This window comes from Butyrivibrio sp. ob235 (assembly GCF_900109475.1).
Classification (GTDB): domain Bacteria; phylum Bacillota; class Clostridia; order Lachnospirales; family Lachnospiraceae; genus Butyrivibrio.
The window spans coordinates 123,600-142,780 of the sequence record NZ_FOBE01000002.1; the positions used below are offsets into that span (position 1 = coordinate 123,600).

17 protein-coding genes are annotated in these 19,181 nt (G+C 44.0%); 16 read left to right on the forward strand and 1 reads right to left on the reverse strand.

Annotated features, from left to right (window positions below; genetic code table 11):
* Positions 1 to 14 precede the first annotated feature (14 nt).
* Together BMW61_RS03025 and BMW61_RS03030 are read left to right on the forward strand one after the other, a co-directional pair.
* Positions 15 to 1,676, forward strand: a complete 1,662-nt coding sequence (locus BMW61_RS03025; protein WP_022760852.1) for a glutamine--tRNA ligase/YqeY domain fusion protein — start codon at positions 15 to 17, stop codon at positions 1,674 to 1,676.
* Positions 1,677 to 1,711: 35 nt separating this feature from the next.
* Complete coding sequence (locus BMW61_RS03030) at positions 1,712 to 2,581, forward strand: DUF2225 domain-containing protein (protein WP_022760853.1); 870 nt, start codon at positions 1,712 to 1,714, stop codon at positions 2,579 to 2,581.
* Positions 2,582 to 2,662: 81 nt separating this feature from the next.
* Here BMW61_RS03030 and BMW61_RS03035 read toward each other — a convergent pair whose 3' ends face one another.
* The gene (locus BMW61_RS03035; RefSeq protein ID WP_044959893.1) at positions 2,663 to 2,992 is read right to left on the reverse strand and encodes a hypothetical protein; all 330 of its coding nucleotides are present in this window, start codon (positions 2,990 to 2,992) and stop codon (positions 2,663 to 2,665) included.
* 156 nt (positions 2,993 to 3,148) lie between these two features.
* On the opposite strand from BMW61_RS03035, the gene BMW61_RS03040 reads away from it, so the two are divergent.
* From BMW61_RS03040 to BMW61_RS03105, 14 genes are all read left to right on the forward strand, one after another.
* A complete protein-coding gene (locus BMW61_RS03040; protein WP_022760855.1) occupies positions 3,149 to 3,751 on the forward strand; it encodes a TetR/AcrR family transcriptional regulator in 603 nt (200 codons plus the stop codon).
* A 79-nt stretch (positions 3,752 to 3,830) separates the two neighbouring features.
* Complete coding sequence (locus BMW61_RS03045) at positions 3,831 to 4,757, forward strand: carbohydrate kinase family protein (RefSeq protein WP_022760856.1); 927 nt, start codon at positions 3,831 to 3,833, stop codon at positions 4,755 to 4,757.
* A 78-nt stretch (positions 4,758 to 4,835) separates the two neighbouring features.
* Positions 4,836 to 6,368: a 4-alpha-glucanotransferase gene (malQ, locus tag BMW61_RS03050; protein WP_091819979.1), complete on the forward strand. Its 1,533-nt coding sequence runs from the start codon at positions 4,836 to 4,838 to the stop codon at positions 6,366 to 6,368.
* A gap of 79 nt (positions 6,369 to 6,447) precedes the next feature.
* Positions 6,448 to 8,028, forward strand: a complete 1,581-nt coding sequence (locus BMW61_RS03055) for an extracellular solute-binding protein (protein WP_091819734.1) — start codon at positions 6,448 to 6,450, stop codon at positions 8,026 to 8,028.
* Positions 8,029 to 8,072: 44 nt separating this feature from the next.
* Positions 8,073 to 8,624, forward strand: coding sequence for a DJ-1 family glyoxalase III (locus tag BMW61_RS03060; RefSeq protein WP_022760859.1), 552 nt, complete (start codon positions 8,073 to 8,075; stop codon positions 8,622 to 8,624).
* 9 nt (positions 8,625 to 8,633) lie between these two features.
* Positions 8,634 to 9,218, forward strand: coding sequence for a CYTH domain-containing protein (locus BMW61_RS03065; RefSeq protein ID WP_091819736.1), 585 nt, complete (start codon positions 8,634 to 8,636; stop codon positions 9,216 to 9,218).
* Positions 9,219 to 9,467: 249 nt separating this feature from the next.
* Positions 9,468 to 10,916, forward strand: a complete 1,449-nt coding sequence (gene tig / locus BMW61_RS03070) for a trigger factor (RefSeq protein ID WP_022760861.1) — start codon at positions 9,468 to 9,470, stop codon at positions 10,914 to 10,916.
* Positions 10,917 to 11,073: 157 nt separating this feature from the next.
* A complete protein-coding gene (gene clpP / locus BMW61_RS03075; protein WP_022760862.1) occupies positions 11,074 to 11,676 on the forward strand; it encodes an ATP-dependent Clp endopeptidase proteolytic subunit ClpP in 603 nt (200 codons plus the stop codon).
* Positions 11,677 to 11,678: 2 nt separating this feature from the next.
* Positions 11,679 to 12,953: an ATP-dependent Clp protease ATP-binding subunit ClpX gene (gene clpX, locus BMW61_RS03080; protein WP_091819737.1), complete on the forward strand. Its 1,275-nt coding sequence runs from the start codon at positions 11,679 to 11,681 to the stop codon at positions 12,951 to 12,953.
* A 51-nt stretch (positions 12,954 to 13,004) separates the two neighbouring features.
* Positions 13,005 to 13,619 carry a ribosome biogenesis GTP-binding protein YihA/YsxC gene (yihA, locus tag BMW61_RS03085; protein WP_022760864.1) on the forward strand — a complete coding sequence of 205 codons (615 nt, stop codon included), beginning with the start codon at positions 13,005 to 13,007 and terminating at the stop codon, positions 13,617 to 13,619.
* 22 nt (positions 13,620 to 13,641) lie between these two features.
* The gene (locus BMW61_RS03090) at positions 13,642 to 14,283 is read left to right on the forward strand and encodes an HdeD family acid-resistance protein (RefSeq protein ID WP_091819739.1); all 642 of its coding nucleotides are present in this window, start codon (positions 13,642 to 13,644) and stop codon (positions 14,281 to 14,283) included.
* 22 nt (positions 14,284 to 14,305) lie between these two features.
* Positions 14,306 to 14,602 carry a hypothetical protein gene (locus tag BMW61_RS03095; protein WP_091819741.1) on the forward strand — a complete coding sequence of 99 codons (297 nt, stop codon included), beginning with the start codon at positions 14,306 to 14,308 and terminating at the stop codon, positions 14,600 to 14,602.
* Positions 14,603 to 14,785: 183 nt separating this feature from the next.
* A complete protein-coding gene (locus tag BMW61_RS03100) occupies positions 14,786 to 17,503 on the forward strand; it encodes a hybrid sensor histidine kinase/response regulator (RefSeq protein WP_091819742.1) in 2,718 nt (905 codons plus the stop codon).
* A gap of 26 nt (positions 17,504 to 17,529) precedes the next feature.
* On the forward strand, positions 17,530 to 19,179 hold the full coding sequence (locus BMW61_RS03105; RefSeq protein ID WP_139176182.1) for an ABC transporter substrate-binding protein: 1,650 nt from the start codon (positions 17,530 to 17,532) through the stop codon (positions 19,177 to 19,179).
* Positions 19,180 to 19,181 lie beyond the last annotated feature (2 nt).

The window sequence follows — 19,181 nt, forward strand, 5'->3', positions numbered from 1 at the left end:
TTGGAAATAGAAACATGTCAGAAGAATCAAGAAATTTTATTGAGCAGGAAATCGATAAGGACTTAAAGGAAGGGGTATACGACCACGTTGTTACCAGATTTCCTCCGGAGCCAAACGGCTTTTTACATATAGGACACGCTAAGAGTATTCTCTTAAACTACGGACTTGCCAAGGAATACGGCGGTAAGTTCAACATGAGATTTGACGATACTAACCCCACCAAGGAGAAATCCGAGTTCATGGATGCCATTATCGAGGACGTGAACTGGCTTGGGGCTGATTATGAGGACAGACTTTTCCATGCATCCGACTATTTTGACAAGATGTATGAGAACGCAGTTAAGCTTATAAAAAAAGGCAAGGCATACGTATCTGAGCTCACAGCAGAAGAGATGCGTGAGTACAGAGGAACTCTCACAGAGCCCGGAAAAGATGATCCCAACAGGGACAGAAGTGTTGAAGAGAACCTTCGTCTTTTCGAGGAGATGAAGAGCGGAAGCGTGCCGGATGGTGCGATGACACTCAGAGCCAAGATTGATATGGCATCACCTAACATCAACATGCGTGATCCGATCATCTACAGAGTTGCGCACATGACTCATGCGCGTACAGGCGACAAGTGGTGTATCTACCCTATGTACGATTTTGCTCATCCCATCGAGGACGCTGAGGAAGGAATCACACATTCCATATGTACACTTGAGTTTGAGGACCACAGACCTTTATATGACTGGGTGAAAATCGAGTGCGAATATGAGAATCCTCCGCGTCAGATTGAGTTTGCAAAGCTTTATCTGCAGAACGTTGTTACTGGTAAGAGATATATCAAGAAGCTGGTAGAGGACGGAATTGTAGACGGATGGGACGATCCGAGACTTGTTTCCATCGCAGCTCTGAGAAGACGCGGATTCACACCCGAGTCAATTCAGAAGTTTGTAGAGCTTTGCGGTATAAGTAAGGCTAATTCCACAGCTGATTATGCGATGCTTGAGTACTGTATCCGTGAGGACTTGAAGCCTAAGGCTAAGAGAATGATGGCGATCCTCGATCCGGTTAAGCTTATCATTGATAACTATCCGGAGGGACAGGTTGAGATGCTTCCTATCGAGAACAACAAGGAAGCACCCGAGCTCGGAAACAGAGAGATTCCGTTTGGAAAAGAGCTTTGGATTGAGCGTGAAGATTTCATGGAGGAGCCTCCGAAGAAGTACTTCAGACTTTTCCCCGGAAACGAAGTTCGTCTGATGAATGCGTATTTTGTAACCTGCACCGGATGCGTCAAGGATGAAAACGGAGTGGTGACTGAAATTCACTGCACCTATGATCCCGAGACAAAGGGCGGAGACAGCCCGGACGGCAGAAAGGTTAAGGGTACTATTCACTGGGTATCAGCTGAGAAGTGCGGAGAGGCAGAGGTTCGCCTTTATGAAAATATCATAGATGAGGAAAAGGGTGTATATAACGAGGACGGATCACTTAACCTCAATCCCAATTCCATCACCGTGATTAAAAATGCGAAGCTGGAGCCTGAGCTTATGGAAGCCAAGGCTTATGATAAATTCCAGTTTGTGAGAAACGGATTCTTCTGTGTGGACAGCAAGGATTCCAAAGACGGGGCACCTGTTTTCAACCGTATAGTTTCTCTTAAGAGTTCTTTTGTTTTACCTAAAGCGTAACTTTTTAATTTTTTCTATTGATGAGGGGTAATATCATGGGATTTTTGGATGGATTAAAGAAGTTTGGTCTTGGTGCATTAGAGGATGAAGAACTATATGAGGATCCCAAAAAGAAGGTTGCAGCCAAGAAGGAAGAACCCAAGAAGGCTCCGGTAGTAATAAACGAAGAGACTCTTCTTTTTGATAAAGGCTATACCTGCCCTATCTGTGAGGCTAAGTTCAATGTAAAGACGCTTCGCTCGGGTAAGGTAAGGATGAAGAGCCAGGATGTGGATCTTCGCCCGGTTTACGATGAAATGGATCCCAGTAAGTATGAGATCGTAACCTGCCCTGAATGCGGTTATTCGGTAATGGCAAGGTACTTCGGCAATCTTACAAAGTTCCAGATTGATGAAGTAAAAAGTAAGATAAGTGCAAATTATAAAAAGCAGCAATTCAGTGAAACAACTTACACTTATGAAGAAGCACGCATGCGCTATGAACTTGCCATAGCAACAGCCATGGTCAAGAAGTCCAAGAATTCGGAGAAGGCATATCTATGCCTTAAGATGGCATGGCTTATAAGAGGCGAGACAGAGCATCTTGATCCTGCAGCTCCCGATTATGAGGCGAAAAAGAAGAAGAATGAGGCAGAGGAGAAGGAACTCCTTAAGAAGGCTCTCGATGGTTTCGTAATTGCAAGGCAGAGCGAAACTCAGATCGCCGGAATGGATGCGACCACTACCGATTATCTCATGGCAGCCATTGCTATGGAGGTTGAAGATTTTGATCTTGCGAACAGAATGATATCTAATATTATCGGTTCCAGGGTTGCTAATTCCCGTATCAAGGAAAAGGCAAAGGATCTTAAAGACCTTGTGGCAGAAGCAAAGAAAAAAGCAGAAGCAGCCGCTCCCGCTGAATAAGCTGTGCCACTTTGGCAGATATACTGATAAAAAATACCCTCCGCTACGAACATGTAGCGGAGGGTTTATTGCTGCAGTAGTTTACAGAGCACCGTCCATCTTCTTGAGGTCGTTAATGTCGTCATCCTCATCATCATCGAAGAATTCCTCAGTTTTATCGGGAACACTTTCTTCCTCTGAAGAAGCTTCCTCTTCAGATTCCTCCTCTGAATCGCCGAGATTTACATAGCGACGTTTAAACGGGCTTCCGGTATCATCATCTTCGAAATCATCGATATCTTCGAAGTCGTCAAATTCATCAAAATCATCAGTAAGAACGCTGTCCTTCTGAGTAAGATAGTAATAAACACCGGCTGCTGCAGCTCCCAGAGCAGCTGCAAATAATACTACTTTTCCGAAATGCTTAGCCATTGTACCCTCCTCGTAAGAGAATTTCATATTGCAAAATTTATTTTAATACAAATCGTCAGATAAGAAAAGCATTTGTCAGCAAAATGTTGTAAAAAGAGACGTGAAATGCTATATTGAAATGGACTAGTCCGGTCAATTTTAGGAGACGCGTTTTTAATGAACGAGAAATTTTTTGATCTTAAGAAGGAAAAACAGGATCGTATCATCAACGCTGCGCTTAGAGCCTTTGCTCTCGGCGGTTATCTCCATGCCAGTACGGACGATATCGTTAAGCTGGCAGGAATCAGCAAGGGGCTGATTTTTCATTATTTTGAGACCAAGCTGGGACTTTACCAGTTTGTGTACGATTACAGCATCCGCGTTATCAATTTGGAGATACGCGCCGCTGTATCAGGTGATATCACCGACTTTTTCACTATAAGAGAGGAAATTGAAAAGGTATTATCTGTCTGCATGCAGCAGTATCCGTATATTCAGCTGTTTTTATACAAAGCGGAAGCCGAAGATACACCGGAGGCAGCATCTGCGATTCTTCAGACCAGAGAAGGTTACGAAGCAATGATACAGAGCATTTTGGACAGAGGTGACATCACAAGATTTAAGCCGGGCGCCAACTATCAGCTTGTCGGTGACATGATTCAGATGATAAATAAAGAGATTTTGGAGAGAATGTTCAGAGAGGGAATTTTTCAGCCGGAGGATTATTTTGAAGAGGTTATGAAACATATGAACATGCTTAGAGCAGTTACATATGATTAATCATAAAAATTTTGCCTGTTAGGAAATCGTTTTTCTGACACTCCTATCAGGTACATTATCCTATACAAAGGAGGCACACATGGGAAAATTCGTCGTAGCAGGTATCACGCAGGTTGAGACAATTGTCAGAGTTAATAAGGTCCCAATTGAGTATGCGCCGCTCACAACAGAGGTCAATTCCATTTATACCGGACTTGGCGGCGATGCTTATAATGAGTCCCTGGCGCTCAGATGGCTTGGTGATGAGGTTGAATTCATGTCCATCATCGGAAGGGATAAGTCCGTTGAAGATCTTAACCCTCCGGGGAGCAAGATTGAACTCTCTACAAAATATGTTGTGCAGATGATGGAGGAAACTCCGAACTGTGTAATTCTCTATGACAAGGAACGCAGAAGACAGATATTCGAGGATATCAAGGATCTGCGCGACAAAGTTTATGACATGTCAATGTTTGCACCTCTTGCGGGTTGGGCAGACATGGTAGTTCTTGCGAATGCGAATTTCTGCAGACCTTTTGCCGTAGCTGCAGCTGAGTGCGGGAAAAAGGTAGCGGTTAACATCCGTAATTTCTGCAGGGAAAAGGAAAAATACAACAGAGATTTCCTGGATGCGGCTACTATTCTGTATTTCTCGGATGATCAGCTCGAGGAAGATCCTTATGATTTCATCCGCGGAATAAGTAAGACCTACGGTACCGAGATCATCATCATGGGCCGCGGTTCCAAGGGTGTTATCCTGTTTGATAAAAAGGGTGAATTCATTGCCGATTACAAGACCGTTAAGACAAATGAAATCGTCAATACGGTGGGTGCCGGTAATGCGCTGTTTTCGTGCTTTTTGCACTATTACCAGGAGACCGAGGATTCGGTCAACTCCATCAAGAATGCGCTTTTGTTCTCATCCTACAAGATCGGATATATGGGAACTTCAAACGGCTTCATGACAACCGAACAGATGGAGCAGTGGCGTAATCTTATCTGGGGAATCAGAGACAACGGACTATGATAATAACTCTTGCCTTCTCCTTTGGAGAAGGTGTCAGCGGAGCTGACGGATGAGGGAAAAAAGAAAAGGATAGAAAAAATGGCAAAAAAAGTAAAAAACAAAAGAAGGTGCGGCGTACTGATGCCTGTATTCAGCCTTCCTTCTAAGTACGGCATCGGAACATTTTCCAAGGAAGCATATGAATTTGTGGATTTTCTTGAAAAATCCGGACAGAGCTATTGGCAGATACTGCCGCTTGGTCCCACAAGCTACGGAGACTCTCCGTATCAGTCTTTCTCAACCTTTGCGGGAAATCCGTATTTTATCGATCTTGAGAAGCTGATAGAGATGGGCTTTTTGAAGAAGGACGAGGTTGATAAGGTAAACTTCGGAAACAGCGAGGAGTTTGTGGATTATGAGAGACTTTTCAAGGCTCGTGATCTTACACTTTACACCGCTTATGTTAACAGCGGTCTCTCCGAAAACAGCAAGAAAAAAGCGAAGCCTGCGCTTAAAAAAGAGTTTGAAGCCTTTGTGAAGAAGAATTCGGATTGGCTTTCTGACTATGCTCTTTATATGGCACTTAAGAAGCGCTATGACGGCCTTAGCTGGAATGAGTGGCCGGAGGATATCAGGCTCAGAAAAAAGGAAGCACTGGAGACTGCAAGAGAAAAGTATGCTGACAGAATCGGACTCTATGAGTTTGAACAGTATATTTTCATGAAGCAGTGGTTTGAACTAAAAGCCTATGCTAATTCGAAGAATATAGACATTATCGGTGATATCCCGATTTATGTCGCCTTTGATTCGGCTGACACCTGGGCAAATCCCAAGCTTTTCCAGCTGGATAAGAAGAACCTTCCGATAGCGGTTGCCGGTTGCCCTCCGGATTCTTTTTCAAGAACAGGACAGCTTTGGGGCAATCCCTTATATAAGTGGGATTATCACGAGAAGACCGGCTTTAAATGGTGGATTAAGCGCATAAAGAGCTGCTATGAGCTTTATGATGTAGTCAGAATTGATCATTTCCGCGGTTTTGATGAATACTATTCCATCCCGTTCGGCGAGCCTACTGCTGAGAACGGAACTTGGGTGAAGGGCCCGGGTTACAAGCTCTTTGATGTTATGAAAAAAGAGCTCGGTAACTGCAGAGTGATTGCGGAGGATCTGGGATACCTGACTCCTTCTGTTATTGCGCTGGTTAAGAGAACCGGATTCCCGGGAATGAAGATTCTGCAATTTGCATTTGACGCCAGAGAAGAGAGTGATTATCTGCCGCATAACTATGTGCAAAACAGCATAGTATATACGGGAACGCATGATAATGATACAACTCTCGGTTGGTTTAATACGATACCAAGGGAAGACAAGCGTTTTGCCAAGAAGTATCTGAATATTAAGAGTAACAAGGGCGTTGTTTGGGAGTTTATTCGTGCTACTTTTGCAAGTGTATCCGAAACAGCGATAATTCCCATGCAGGATTATCTCGAACTCGGAAGTGAGGCGAGAATAAATATTCCCTCGACTCTCGGTAAGAACTGGACCTGGCGCATGAAGAACGGTGTGCTTACCGATGAACTTGCGGAAAAGATGCTTGATATGGCAAAGACTTACGGAAGAAGTGCTTTATAAAAGTATAGCGAAATTGTTTTGACTGTAGATGATAAATGCTCCGAGCTAAGGTGAATGTGACTTAATGTGAGGACTTACTATGAGTAGATTATCCCGGGCAATAAGCGTATTTTTAACGGTATCATTTTTGACTGTTACTGTGGGCTGTGGTGCACTTGGTGAGCAGCAGACGGTTGAAAACGATGATAATCAGGTAGACGTTAATTCCATAACCTGTATGGTGTGGGATCGTGACAACATGCCTGAAGGTTACACAGCTGATGATAATACGCTCGCTAACTGGATAAGAGCCAAGGTAAAGGATGAGTGTGGCATAGATGTTCATTTTGTAAGCGTGGGAAGATCCACTTCTGATGAAACCATCAAGAAGATGGTCGATGAGAACATAGCGCCGGACATTGTTTTCACATATTCATCCTCTGTGTTCGGATATATGACAAAGCAGGGCAAGGTTGCGGATCTAACCGAATCACTGTCAAAGTACGGTCAGAATATTGAGAAATACATCGGTGATATTCAGTATATGGGTTCCTATAATGATCTTCAGGTTGCTGTAATGAAAAGGAGAGGCTTTAAGTCCCCAAGGCATACCGCCTATATCAGAAAAGACTGGTGTGATGCGCTGGGAATCAGTGTGCCTAAGACCAAGAAGGAACTTATATCTTATTTGTATGCTGTAAAAGAGCAAAATCCCGGAGGAGTGGATGGCGTAATTCCCTGGGCTATGGGCGGAGATGTTCATTCTGAACGTTTTTATCAGGGCTTTGTCGGTTCCTATGTGGAGAATCTTTCGGAGAGGGATGCATTCATCTATTCCGAGAGATATATGGTTGTGGCTGAAGGGGCAGTAGAAGGACTGAGAGTACTAAACAAGCTCTACAATGATGGGATTATCTCTCTGGATTTTACTGCAGATTCGGATAATTCAAAATATGTTGCGGATGCAGAGGCGGGAAAGGTCGGCTTTTTGGTGGATGATTCGGCCAGCCCTTTTACTTATGTATCTATTTTGAAGGAAAAGGATCCTACTATAGAACTTGATCCGATTCTGTGTTTTGATCTTCCCGGGGGAGGGTACAGAAATGTGGCGGAGCCGGATTACGGAATGTATGTGATGGTTCCTGCTACCAGTAAGGATAAGACAGATGCGGTTGTGAAATATCTCAACTGGCTTGCAGATCCTGCTAATGCCGAGATGGTAAACTTTACACCGGATCATGAAGATACTGAATCTGGCGCAGCTATGACCATGTCAAAGGAGCATCTGTTCTCGCGCGGCTATTCCGGGACGCCAGGTGATTACTGCATAGTAAATGAACATTTTGATTTTGTTGATGACAAGGAAGCTCAGGTGTCTCTGTGGACGGAAAATTGCGGATGGGAAACACCGGACTGGTTTGAGAATTACTATGATGTATGTGTGACGGATCAGTTTACATTCCCTACCTGCAGCAGTGTGCTTGAATCCGAGGTGAAATATCAGGTTGATCTCGATGTGGCGCTGGTGGAATATGCGTATAATCTGATATGTTGTCCCACAAGTGAATTTGACAGGACACAGCATGAGGAGTACTCGAGATTGCTGGATCTTGGGCTAAAAGAAGTTCTTGATGAGAGAGCATCAAGCTATGACAGCGGTGAGCTGAGGCTTGGTAAGTGATAGAAGTTTTTGAAAATGTTTTTTGACAGTTGGAGGATATGAGAATGGCTGATATTGCAATTTTTCTTGCAGACGGATTTGAGGAGATAGAGGCTCTTACAGTGGTTGACCTGTGCAGACGAGCCGGACTTAATATTGACATGGTATCAGTTATGGAGGGGCTCTCCGTTACCGGATCCCACGGAATTGAGGTGAAAGCTGATAAGCTTTTGTCTGATGTTAAGTTTGATGCTATGGATATGTTAGTTCTTCCCGGAGGAATGCCCGGAACCACAAACCTTGAAAAGACAGAAAAGCTTATGGAACAGGTTCGCGTTTTTGATGCGGCGGGCAAGTATATCAGCGCTATATGCGCAGCACCCGGCGTGTTCGGAAGAGCAGGACTTTTAAACGGCAGGAAGGCATGTGTTTTCCCGGGACTTGAGGGAGAACTTAAAGGTGCCGATGTGCAGATGACGGAGACTACAGTCGATGGACATATTTTGACAAGCAGGGGAATGGGAACAGCTATTCCTTTCGGACTCGCTATTGTTGAGCGCTTCTGCGGCAAAGAGGCAGCAGACGAACTCGGAAAAAAGGTTGTATTCAGGCTGTAGGATTAGAATATGGGACTTGAGATTGAAAGAAAATTTACAGTTAAGAAATTGCCCGAGAATCTGGAAAAATATCCTGTACATATTATTGAACAGGGGTATCTTAGTGTTGTGCCCGCAATTAGGGTAAGACGCGAGGATGATAGATATTATATGACCTATAAAAGTTACAAGGGATTCGGAATATCCGGGCAAAACGATCCGGAAAGCGTAGCTTGTGACAATACCGACGTTCAAAAGGACATAGGCAAAATTGAATATAACCTTCCGCTTGATAAAGACTCATATGATCATCTTGTGGAAAAGGCAGACGGTAATGTAATCAGGAAAAAGAGGTATATTATCCCTGTAAATGAGGATGCGTTTGAAGATGGTTTTTTGAGGAGGAATTCCGAAACAAGAGAAGCATTTGAAAGCGGAGATATTAAGATCGAACTGGATGTTTTCGGAGCACCATTCGATGGCAGAATTCTGGCTGAAGTGGAGTTTCCAAGCGAAGAAGCGGCAGCAGCCTATTGTATGGCGGACTGGTTTGATGAGGATGTTACCGGTGACGTCAGATTCAGCAATGCACATATGAGTACGGAGAAGGTGTGAGACTATTCTGAAACACCTCAAAAATCAAGCATTTGAGACTCTTTTTGTGAATTGCAAATTAATATGGAAAATAAATCAGACCTGTGCTATAATCTTTAGGCGACTGTGCCGAGGTAAGTAGCACAGGTCGTTTTATATATCACAATCTGAGTTGTGTACATTAATTTGTAGCTATTTTAAATCATTCGATTTGTAGATACGGATAGTTACAACGATTTTATATGTAGTAATAGGAGGAATTACGTAAAGATGAGCGTATCAGTAGAAAAGCTCGAGAAGAGCATGGCTAAGCTTACAATCGAAGTTGCAGCTGAGAATTTCGACAAGGCAATCGACAAGGTTTACAACAAGCAGAAGAACAAGATCCAGATTCCCGGATTCCGTAAGGGTAAGGCACCCCGTCATATGATCGAGCGTATGTACGGTAAGGAAGTATTCTTCGAGGATGCTGCTAACGAGGTTATCAACGAGGAGTATCCCAAGGCTGTTGATGAGTGTGGTGAGGACGTTGTTTCCAATCCCGATATCGAAGTATCACAGCTTGAGGCAGGCAAGCCTTTCATCTTCACAGCAACTGTTGCTCTTAAGCCTGAAGTTAAGCTTGGCAAGTACAAGGGTGTTGAGGTTGAGAAGATGGATCTTGACGTAACCGAGGACGAGATCAATGCTGAGATCGATCAGGAGCGTAATAGAAACGCAAGAACAATCGAGGTTACAGACCGCAAGGTTGAGGATGGCGATATTGTAACTCTTGATTTCGAGGGATTTGTTGACGGAACTGCTTTCGAGGGCGGTAAGGGTACAGATTATCCTCTTACAATCGGTTCAGGTTCTTTCATCCCCGGATTCGAGGAACAGCTTGTAGGCTTCGAGATCGGTACAGAGGGTGAAGTTAATGTTAAGTTCCCTGAGGATTATCATTCAGAGGATCTTGCAGGAAAAGATGCTACCTTCAAGTGTACAGTTAAGGCTATCAAGACCAGAGAGCTTCCTGAGCTTAACGATGAGTTCGCAAGCGATGTTTCTGAGTTCGAGACAGTAGCTGAGTACAAGGAAGATGTTAAGAAGAAGCTTGCAGAGCGCAAGGAAAACGAAGCTAAGGCTAAGCGTGAGGATGAGGCAGTTAAGGCTGTTATCGAGGACGCTGAGATGGAGCTTCCTGAGAAGATGATCGAAACACAGCAGAGACAGATCGTTAATGACTTTGCTCAGAGACTTCAGTATCAGGGCATGAACATGCAGCAGTACATGCAGTACACAGGCAACACTGTTGATCAGATGATGGAGCAGGTTAAGCCTCAGGCTGTAGAGCGTATCCAGTCAAGACTTGTTCTTGAGGCTGTAGCTGCAGCTGAGAAGTTCGAGATCTCAGAGGATGAGATTCAGGAAGAACTTGAGAAGATGGCTAAGCAGTACAACATGGAAGCTGACAAGGTTAAGGAGCTCATGGGCGAGCGCGAGATCAAGACTCTTAAGGATGATCTTCTTGTTCAGAAGGCAGCTAAGTTCCTTGTAGAGAACGCTAAGGAAGTTGGTGCTAAGAAGACTACTAAGAAGGCAGCAGCTAAGAAGAGCGAAGATGCAGGCGAAGAGAAGCCGAAGCGTACTCGCAAGACTGCAGCTAAGAAGGACGACGATGCAGCTGAGGAGAAGCCGAAGCGCACACGTAAGACTGCAGCAAAGAAGACAGAGGAATAATTCTTTCTCTAAATAAATAAAATATTCACCTCCCTGAATTACAATATTCAGGGAGGTTTTTTGTGGGCGTATTTTACTAAGGTTGCGCAAAATGAATAAAATGGGGTATAATAATTTGGTATTATATTCTAAATATAACAGAGAGGAAGCGATTTAAATGAGTTTAATACCTTATGTCATAGAACAGACGAGCCGCGGTGAGCGCTCATACGATATTTATTCAAGACTTTTGAAGGAGCGTATTGTGTTCCTGGGTGAGGAGGTTAATTCCGTATCAGCCAGCGTTGTAGTAGCTCAGCTCCTGTTCCTCGAAGCAGAGGATCCCAGTAAGGATATTCACATGTACATCAATAGCCCCGGCGGTGAGATCACATCCGGAATGGCTATCTACGATACAATGCATTACATCAAGTGCGATGTCAGCACAATCTGCATCGGTATGGCAGCAAGTATGGGAGCATTCCTTCTTGCAGGCGGCGCTAAGGGCAAGCGTATGGCTCTTCCCAATGCGGAGATCATGATTCATCAACCCCTCGGAGGAACTCAGGGTCAGGCAACTGAGATTGAGATTGCGGCTAAGCACATCATTCGTACAAAGGAAAAACTGAATACTCTTTTATCAGAGAATACAGGAAAGCCCTATGAGCAGATCGCAGCAGATACTGAGCGCGATAACTGGATGACAGCTCAGGAGGCTCTTGAGTATGGACTTATCGATTCAGTAATTGAATCAAGACCAAAGGAAGAAAAGGATAAGTAATTATGGCAGGTAAAAACAACGGTGAGATTCGTTGCTCATTTTGTAACAAGACACAGAACCAGGTCAAGAAGCTGATTGCAGGACCTGCAGGCGTTTACATCTGTGATGAGTGTGTAGACATCTGTGCCGATATCATTGAAGAGGAATTTGAAGATGAGCCCACGCAGCATGATGACAGGGACATTAATCTTCTTAAGCCCGTTGAGATTAAGAGCTTCCTTGATGACTATGTAATCGGTCAGGACGAGGCTAAAAAGGTTCTCTCTGTAGCGGTTTATAACCACTATAAGCGTGTTATGGCTCCCAAGGCTCGGGGTGTTGACGATGAAGTTGAGCTTCAGAAGAGCAATATTATCATGGTTGGTCCCACCGGTTCAGGTAAGACCTACCTTGCACAGACACTGGCAAAGATTATAAACGTTCCTTTTGCAATTGCCGATGCTACAACTCTTACAGAGGCCGGCTATGTAGGTGAGGATGTTGAGAACATTCTCTTGAAGCTCATTCAGGCAGCTGATTATGATGTTGAGAGAGCACAGTACGGTATTGTTTATATTGATGAGATTGATAAGATAACCAAGAAGAGTGAGAACGTTTCAATCACCCGTGATGTTTCCGGTGAGGGTGTTCAGCAGGCACTTCTTAAGATAATCGAGGGTACAACAGCAAGCGTTCCTCCGCAGGGTGGACGTAAGCATCCTCATCAGGAACTTATCCAGATTGATACTTCAAATATTCTTTTCATCTGCGGTGGTGCTTTTGATGGACTTGATAAGATTGTTGAGGCCAGACTTGATCGCAATTCTATCGGTTTCAATGCAGAGATTGCAGATAAGACGGAGAGAGAGATCGGAGAAGTATTAAAAGAGGTTACTCCTCAGGATCTGACTAAGTTCGGACTTATTCCTGAATTCGTAGGACGTGTACCGATTTGTGTTACTCTTGAAGGCCTTAACAAGGAGGCACTTGTAAGAATTCTTACAGAGCCCAGAAATGCTCTTGTTAAGCAGTATCAGAAACTCTTCGATTTTGATGATGTTAAGCTCTCCTTCGAGGATGACGCTATTGATAAGATCGCAGAGATGGCTCACGAGAGGAAGACCGGTGCCAGAGGCTTAAGATCCATTATGGAAAAGGCTATGATGGATGTTATGTACGAGATTCCTTCAGATGACAACATTTCAGAGTGCGTTGTTACCGAGGAAGCAGTCAGCGGTTCTTCAAGTCCTCTGATTGTTTACAAGGATGAGGCTAAGAGACTTAAACCGGCGAAGTGATTTTTGAGGCAGAGATGCAGAGCATTTCTGCCTTTTTTAAAGAGGTTTTTTATGGTAATTAAAAATGTAAATCTTGAAACTGTAATAGGTGTTACGAGTAAGCTTCCCCAGAATGATAAACCGGAGTTTGCATTTGCGGGGAAAAGTAATGTAGGAAAATCGTCTTTGATCAACGGACTTATGAACCGCAAGCATTATGCCAGAGTGAGTCAGGAACCGGGAAAGACTCAGACAATAAACTATTACAACATTAACAATGAGTTTTATCTGGTGGATCTTCCGGGATATGGTTTTGCGAAGGTTCCGGAGTCTGTGAAAAAGCAATGGGGAAAGATGATAGAGAATTATCTGAATAAATCCCGAATGCTTAAACAGGTTTTTCTGCTGATAGACATAAGGCATGAGCCCTCGGCAAATGATAAGCTGATGTATGAATGGATTGTCTCGCAGGGTGTAAGCCCGATTATCATTGCTACTAAGTCTGATAAGATAAAGAACAGTCAGCTTGAGAAGCATCTGAATATGATAAAGACGACCCTTGGAATGCCTGAGGATGGAATGATTCTTCCTTTTTCGGCGCAGAGTAAGGCCGGAAGAGAAGAAATCTATGAGCTGATGGACAGACTCCTTGAGGAGTGCAGACCACAGGAGTCTCAGGAAGAATAAGAACAGATGAAGGAGGTCCCATATGGGATTTTTCGTAAGGCTTAAAAAGAATATTCTGGTAGATGCAATAGCGCTTATCGTGGTTGGACTGGTTCTTATATTCCTTCCCGGAACCTCACTCAATATCCTTACGAAGGTTATTGGAGCAGTAGTACTTGCCGCCGGAGTGATATCTGTGGTGACAGGACTTGCATCGAAAAATCAGAACGTACTAACAAAGAACGGTTCACTCGGATTTGGGCTTGTTATCGCGGTAGTGGGCGTTTGGATTTTGATTAATCCGGAATTTTTTGAGGCTATAATTCCCGTTATTGCCGGTGTGATCATGCTTTTTAGCGGAATCATGAATCTGGGTGAGACTCTCAGTCTTGGAAAAAACAGTTATAAAAACTGGTGGGTTGCGCTTATTCTTGCGGCGCTTACGATTGCGGCAGGAGCGTTTCTTGTTTTCAATCCTATAACCATGGTTAAATATGTGGTGCAGATAATCGGTGCAGCACTTGCGTACAACGGTGCTTCAAACCTTTGGATCATCTCAAGAATTCACAAGGTTGACAAGGTCAACAGGAAAGAGATTGTCGACGTGGAGAGCGTGGAAGTGGAGCCAAAGGCAGAGGCGAAGCAGGAAATCATAGATGTGGAAAGCAAGGATTTAGATAATTAGAGCTAATCCGTGAGAAGGAGTTATGGATAACAGAGTGGAATGGGCGAGGGCCCATGATGAGCTGGTTCATGTTGTGGAACAGCTAGGGTTTCCGGGAGAACTGGGAGATCAGGTGGCAAGGCAGCTTGGAAGCCCCAAAGCTATGCAGCGTATGTTGGCGTATTTGTATAATGTGAAACCAAGAAGTGCTGAGCTTATAGTGGACGAGATGCTGGCTATTTGCAGTGATGTGAGCAGATGGAAAGATAAGAAAGCCAGTGAGGAAGCCAATGCCAGATATAATGAAATTCTCTGCTACGGACTTGGAGATGGTGAGTAAAACCTGTAAGACAACAATTGTTTGTCTTGCAGGTTTTTTGATGTTATTGTAATTGTTTTTTTATAGTGCATTAATATTCATTTTATTCTTCATTGTTACAATTATTATTGGAGAATTGGGATTTTCTAACCTTGTTGACGTTTTTATTTGACGATAGATGCATTCCGGAAAGGATAAAATGGCATGAAGTCAATACGAACAAAATTTACTCTGCTGACGGTGTGTACCATTGTCATTGCAGTTATTATAGTTGCCGCAATTGCTGTTTATTCAATCAATAAACTTGGAAACAGCGATGCGGATGAAATGCTGTTGCACCTCTGTGAGGCCGGCCAGAAGAATCTGAATGCATATTTTGACAGTGCAGAGCATTCAGTGACCAAGCTTGCAGGTATTGTTGAAGAGGATCTTGAGAAAACTTCGGATGATCAGCTGGGAGATCATGTAGAACGTATGCGCACCGCCTTCGAGAAGGTTATGTATCAGACAAATGGCGTTTTAACATATTACTACAGGATTGACCCTGCAGTATCGAAAAAGATCAAAGGGTTCTGGTATTCAAATCCTGACGGAGAGGGATTTAGAGAGCACGAGATGATTGACATGACTCTCTATGATACCAACGATACCAGTGAGCTTCCGTGGTTCACTGTTCCGAAGGTTACCGGAGAACCGGTGTGGATTTCTCCCTACATCACCGATATCGATGAGGCGCGAGTCATTTCCTACAATGTTCCTGTTTATTGGAAAAACGAGTTCATCTGCGTTATAGGGGCTGAGATTGACTACTCACTTATGTCTTCAGAGGTAAGAAATATTACATTGTATGACAATGGGTATGCCTTTATCGCAGATGAAGCAGGTAATCTGATATACCATCCGCATATTGATGCTACCATACTGACGGATATGAGCATACCGGATGTTCCGCCGGAGCTTCTGACAGCAGAAAGACATTATCATTATACAGTCGACGGAAAAGAAAAGATGGGCGTATGGCTACCGCTGGATAACGGGATGCGACTGCATGTAACGGTACCTACATCTGAAATCAACAGAACACTTAGAAAAATGGTAGTGCAGATAATGATTGCTTCCGTTTTTCTGCTGATTGTTCTAAGTCACATAAATCGCAGGTTTGCACTGCGTCTTACTAAACCGCTCAATGATCTTACAAAAGCCACTGAACAGATAAATAGCGGAAATTACGACGTTGAACTTAATTACAGCGGAGATGATGAGGTCGGCATCCTTACAAAGACCTTTTCTAATCTGGCAAAGAACCTTCAGACTGAAATTCATGCACTTGCTGAATCTGAGCAGGCAAGCCGGGCAAAGTCTTCATTCCTGTCCAATATGAGTCATGAGATTAGGACTCCTATTACGACTGTTCTTGGAATGAATGAGATTATCAGTAGAGAAACAAATGACGAGACCATACTCGGGTATTGCGATAACATTCGCATAGCAGGGAACAATCTTCTGGGAATAATTAACGACATCCTCGATTTTTCCAAGATTGAAGCAGGCAAAATGGAACTCGTTCCAGCATCCTATTCTCTGAAAGACCTTATCGGAGATTTATATTCTATGCTGCAGATAAGGGCCGGTGATAAGGGTCTGAGCCTGCAGCTGGATGTAGATCCGCATCTTCCGAAAGAGCTTGTCGGTGATGCGCTTCGTATCAAGCAGGTAATCACCAATCTGCTGACCAATGCCATAAAGTATACAGAGAAAGGCTCTGTGACATTTAAGGTATCTCTTAAGGAAAAAGATGAAAAGAAAGCAACGATATATGTTGCGGTTATCGATACCGGTATTGGAATTAAAGAGGAGGAGATGTACAAGCTCTTTGAAAAGTTTGACAGGCTTGATACAAAAAGAACAAAGACGATAGAAGGAACCGGTCTGGGGCTCGCCATTACAAGAAAGCTTCTTGTGATGATGGGAACCGATATCGATGTTAAAAGCACCTATAATGTGGGATCGACGTTCTCATTTAATCTTGAGCAGGAGATTTCGGATCCTGCTGAAATAGGACAGCTTGATGAGAAAACGGTATCCATCAAAGATCATATGCGCCTTCAAAGCTTTTCATTTGTTGCTCCGGACAGTCATATCCTGATCGTGGATGATACACAAATGAATCTGGAAGTAATCAAGGGACTCCTTAAGCCGACGCAGATACAGATTACTACAGCGATCAGCGGAGCAGAATGCATTGAATTGTTCAGTGCTAATTCCTATGATCTGGTATTCCTGGATTACAGAATGCCGAATATGAACGGAGTGGAGACTCTGAACATCCTGAAGGAGAAGGAGCCGGAGAAGGTAGCTAATACCCCGATTATCTCGCTTACTGCGAATGCAATTCAGGGAGACCGGGAACGTATGATAGCAGCAGGTTTTACAGATTATCTGACTAAGCCTGTGAATATCGCAGACATGGATGATGTACTTCTAAAATATCTGCCGGAAAATTTGATCTCCCAGGCGACCGGTGATGAGGCTGAGGCCGAGGATCCTTACGAGGGTATTCCGGAGGAGGCATTTGCATGTTCCTGGCTTGATCCGAAGGAAGGCGTTGAATATTGCGGAAGCGGACCTATGTACATGGACGCACTTGAGTTTTTTGCTAATGCGACAGAGAGAAATGCTAGCGTAATTGAGAGAAGCCTTGCCGATGGGGATATAGAACTGTATACAACCAAGGTTCATGCATTAAAGAGCTCTTCTCTATCCATTGGTATGAAAGATTTTTCTGCAAGGGCAAAAGCGCTTGAACTGGCAGGAAAAAGTAATGATATAGAAACAATTAAACGCGATACACCTGATTTTCTTAAGTCTTACCGTGAGTTCCGGGAGGACTTGTTGGCTATAGTGGCAAAAGCGGCGAAGTAGTGATTTTTCGCAGAAAGGTGTGGAAAATGACAAAACACAAAATTGTGAAACCGGTATACCTGTTGACAGCATTTTTTCTAATGGGTTCTCTGTTGTCTGGATGTGCGACAGCACCGGGGAGCACGTCAGGAAAAAACAGTGCGGAAAATGCCGAGCCGGACGTATCTGAGTTTGTAGTTGCTATCGAAGAAGAGCCGGATACAGTGGATTTTCAGTGCACGTCCATTCACTACACAGTTGCACAGAATGTATTCGACCGTCTGGTAGAGATGGAAAACAATGCCCATGGAAGCGCGGTTGTTCTGCCATCTCTGGCAAAGGACTGGGAAGTGTCTGATGACGGTATGACCTACACATTTCACCTTCGCGAGGGTGTAACCTTCAGTAACGGATCACCGCTTACGGCTTCGGATGTGCTGTATTCATTTACCCGTCTTCTGACTCATCCTGATTCCTGCAATCAGGATATCATTGATAATATTGCAGGTGCCGCTAAATTAGAAGCCGGTGAGACTGATCAGCTGGAAGGCTTTAAGATTTTGGGAGATCTTGATTTTTCCATTACCTTAGAGGAACCTTTTGCGGCATTTTTGCCATGCCTATCCATGCCCGGTGCATCTATTATGGATGAAGCGACAACTATTGAGGCAGGGGACCGTTTTGGGACGGAGCCCGAATGGACAGTCGGAACCGGCTCCTTCGTTCTATGGAAATGGAATAAGGGAGAAGGTATGCTGCTCAAAGCAAATAAGAATTGCTGGAACGGAGTACCTAAGTGCGAAGGACTGGATCTGAGATTCCTGTCAGAGGCAGAAGATATTGAGGCATTATTTGAAAAGGGTGAACTGGATATCCTGGATCTGGATAGCCTTGGCAGCGATGCTGATAAATATCTGAATGATAGTTCGTATAAAGATCGTTTGTTCCGCGCGCACCCGGTAGGAATCACCTATATCGCGCTTAATGAGTCCATAGAACCATTAAATAATGTGGCTGTACGTAAGGCACTGCAGATGGCGCTGGACAGACAGGCGCTTCTGGACAGTAGCCGGAATGGAAGGGGAGAGATTGAGCAGGGAATATTCCCCCATGGCCTTAGCGGTTACAATGAGGATCTTCCCGAGATTGCCTATGATCCTGATGCAGCGGCGGCGCTCCTTGCTGATGCGGGGTATGGGGACGGATTTGAAATGACAATCAGTGTCAAATCTTCTGTAGCCGATTGGGAAAAGTCTATGATGGAATCAGTAGCATCCATGTGGGAAAAGATAGGAGTTAAAGCTACTGTGGAGGTAATCGATGACTCCGAATGGATGACCCTTCGAAAGAGCGGACAGCTTACCTGCTACGAGGCAACCTGGACAGCAGATTTTAACGATCCCGATAATTTCATTTATACATTTTTCGGAAATAAGGAGAACACAACCTTCAGGAGCCTTTGCTACCCGCGTGAGGACATCATGAAACGGGTTACCGATGCCCGTGCCATTACGGATAAGGATGAGCGCATCAAGGAATACAGAGACTTGGAGAAGACGATTATTCAGGATGAAGCTGCGTGGATACCGCTGTTTTCACGAATCCGATACTATGTGAAGAGTGAAAAGCTGGATGGCATTAAGGCATCCTGGAATGGCTCAGTGAAGAATAATTATAGAAACATGTCGAAAAAGTAATT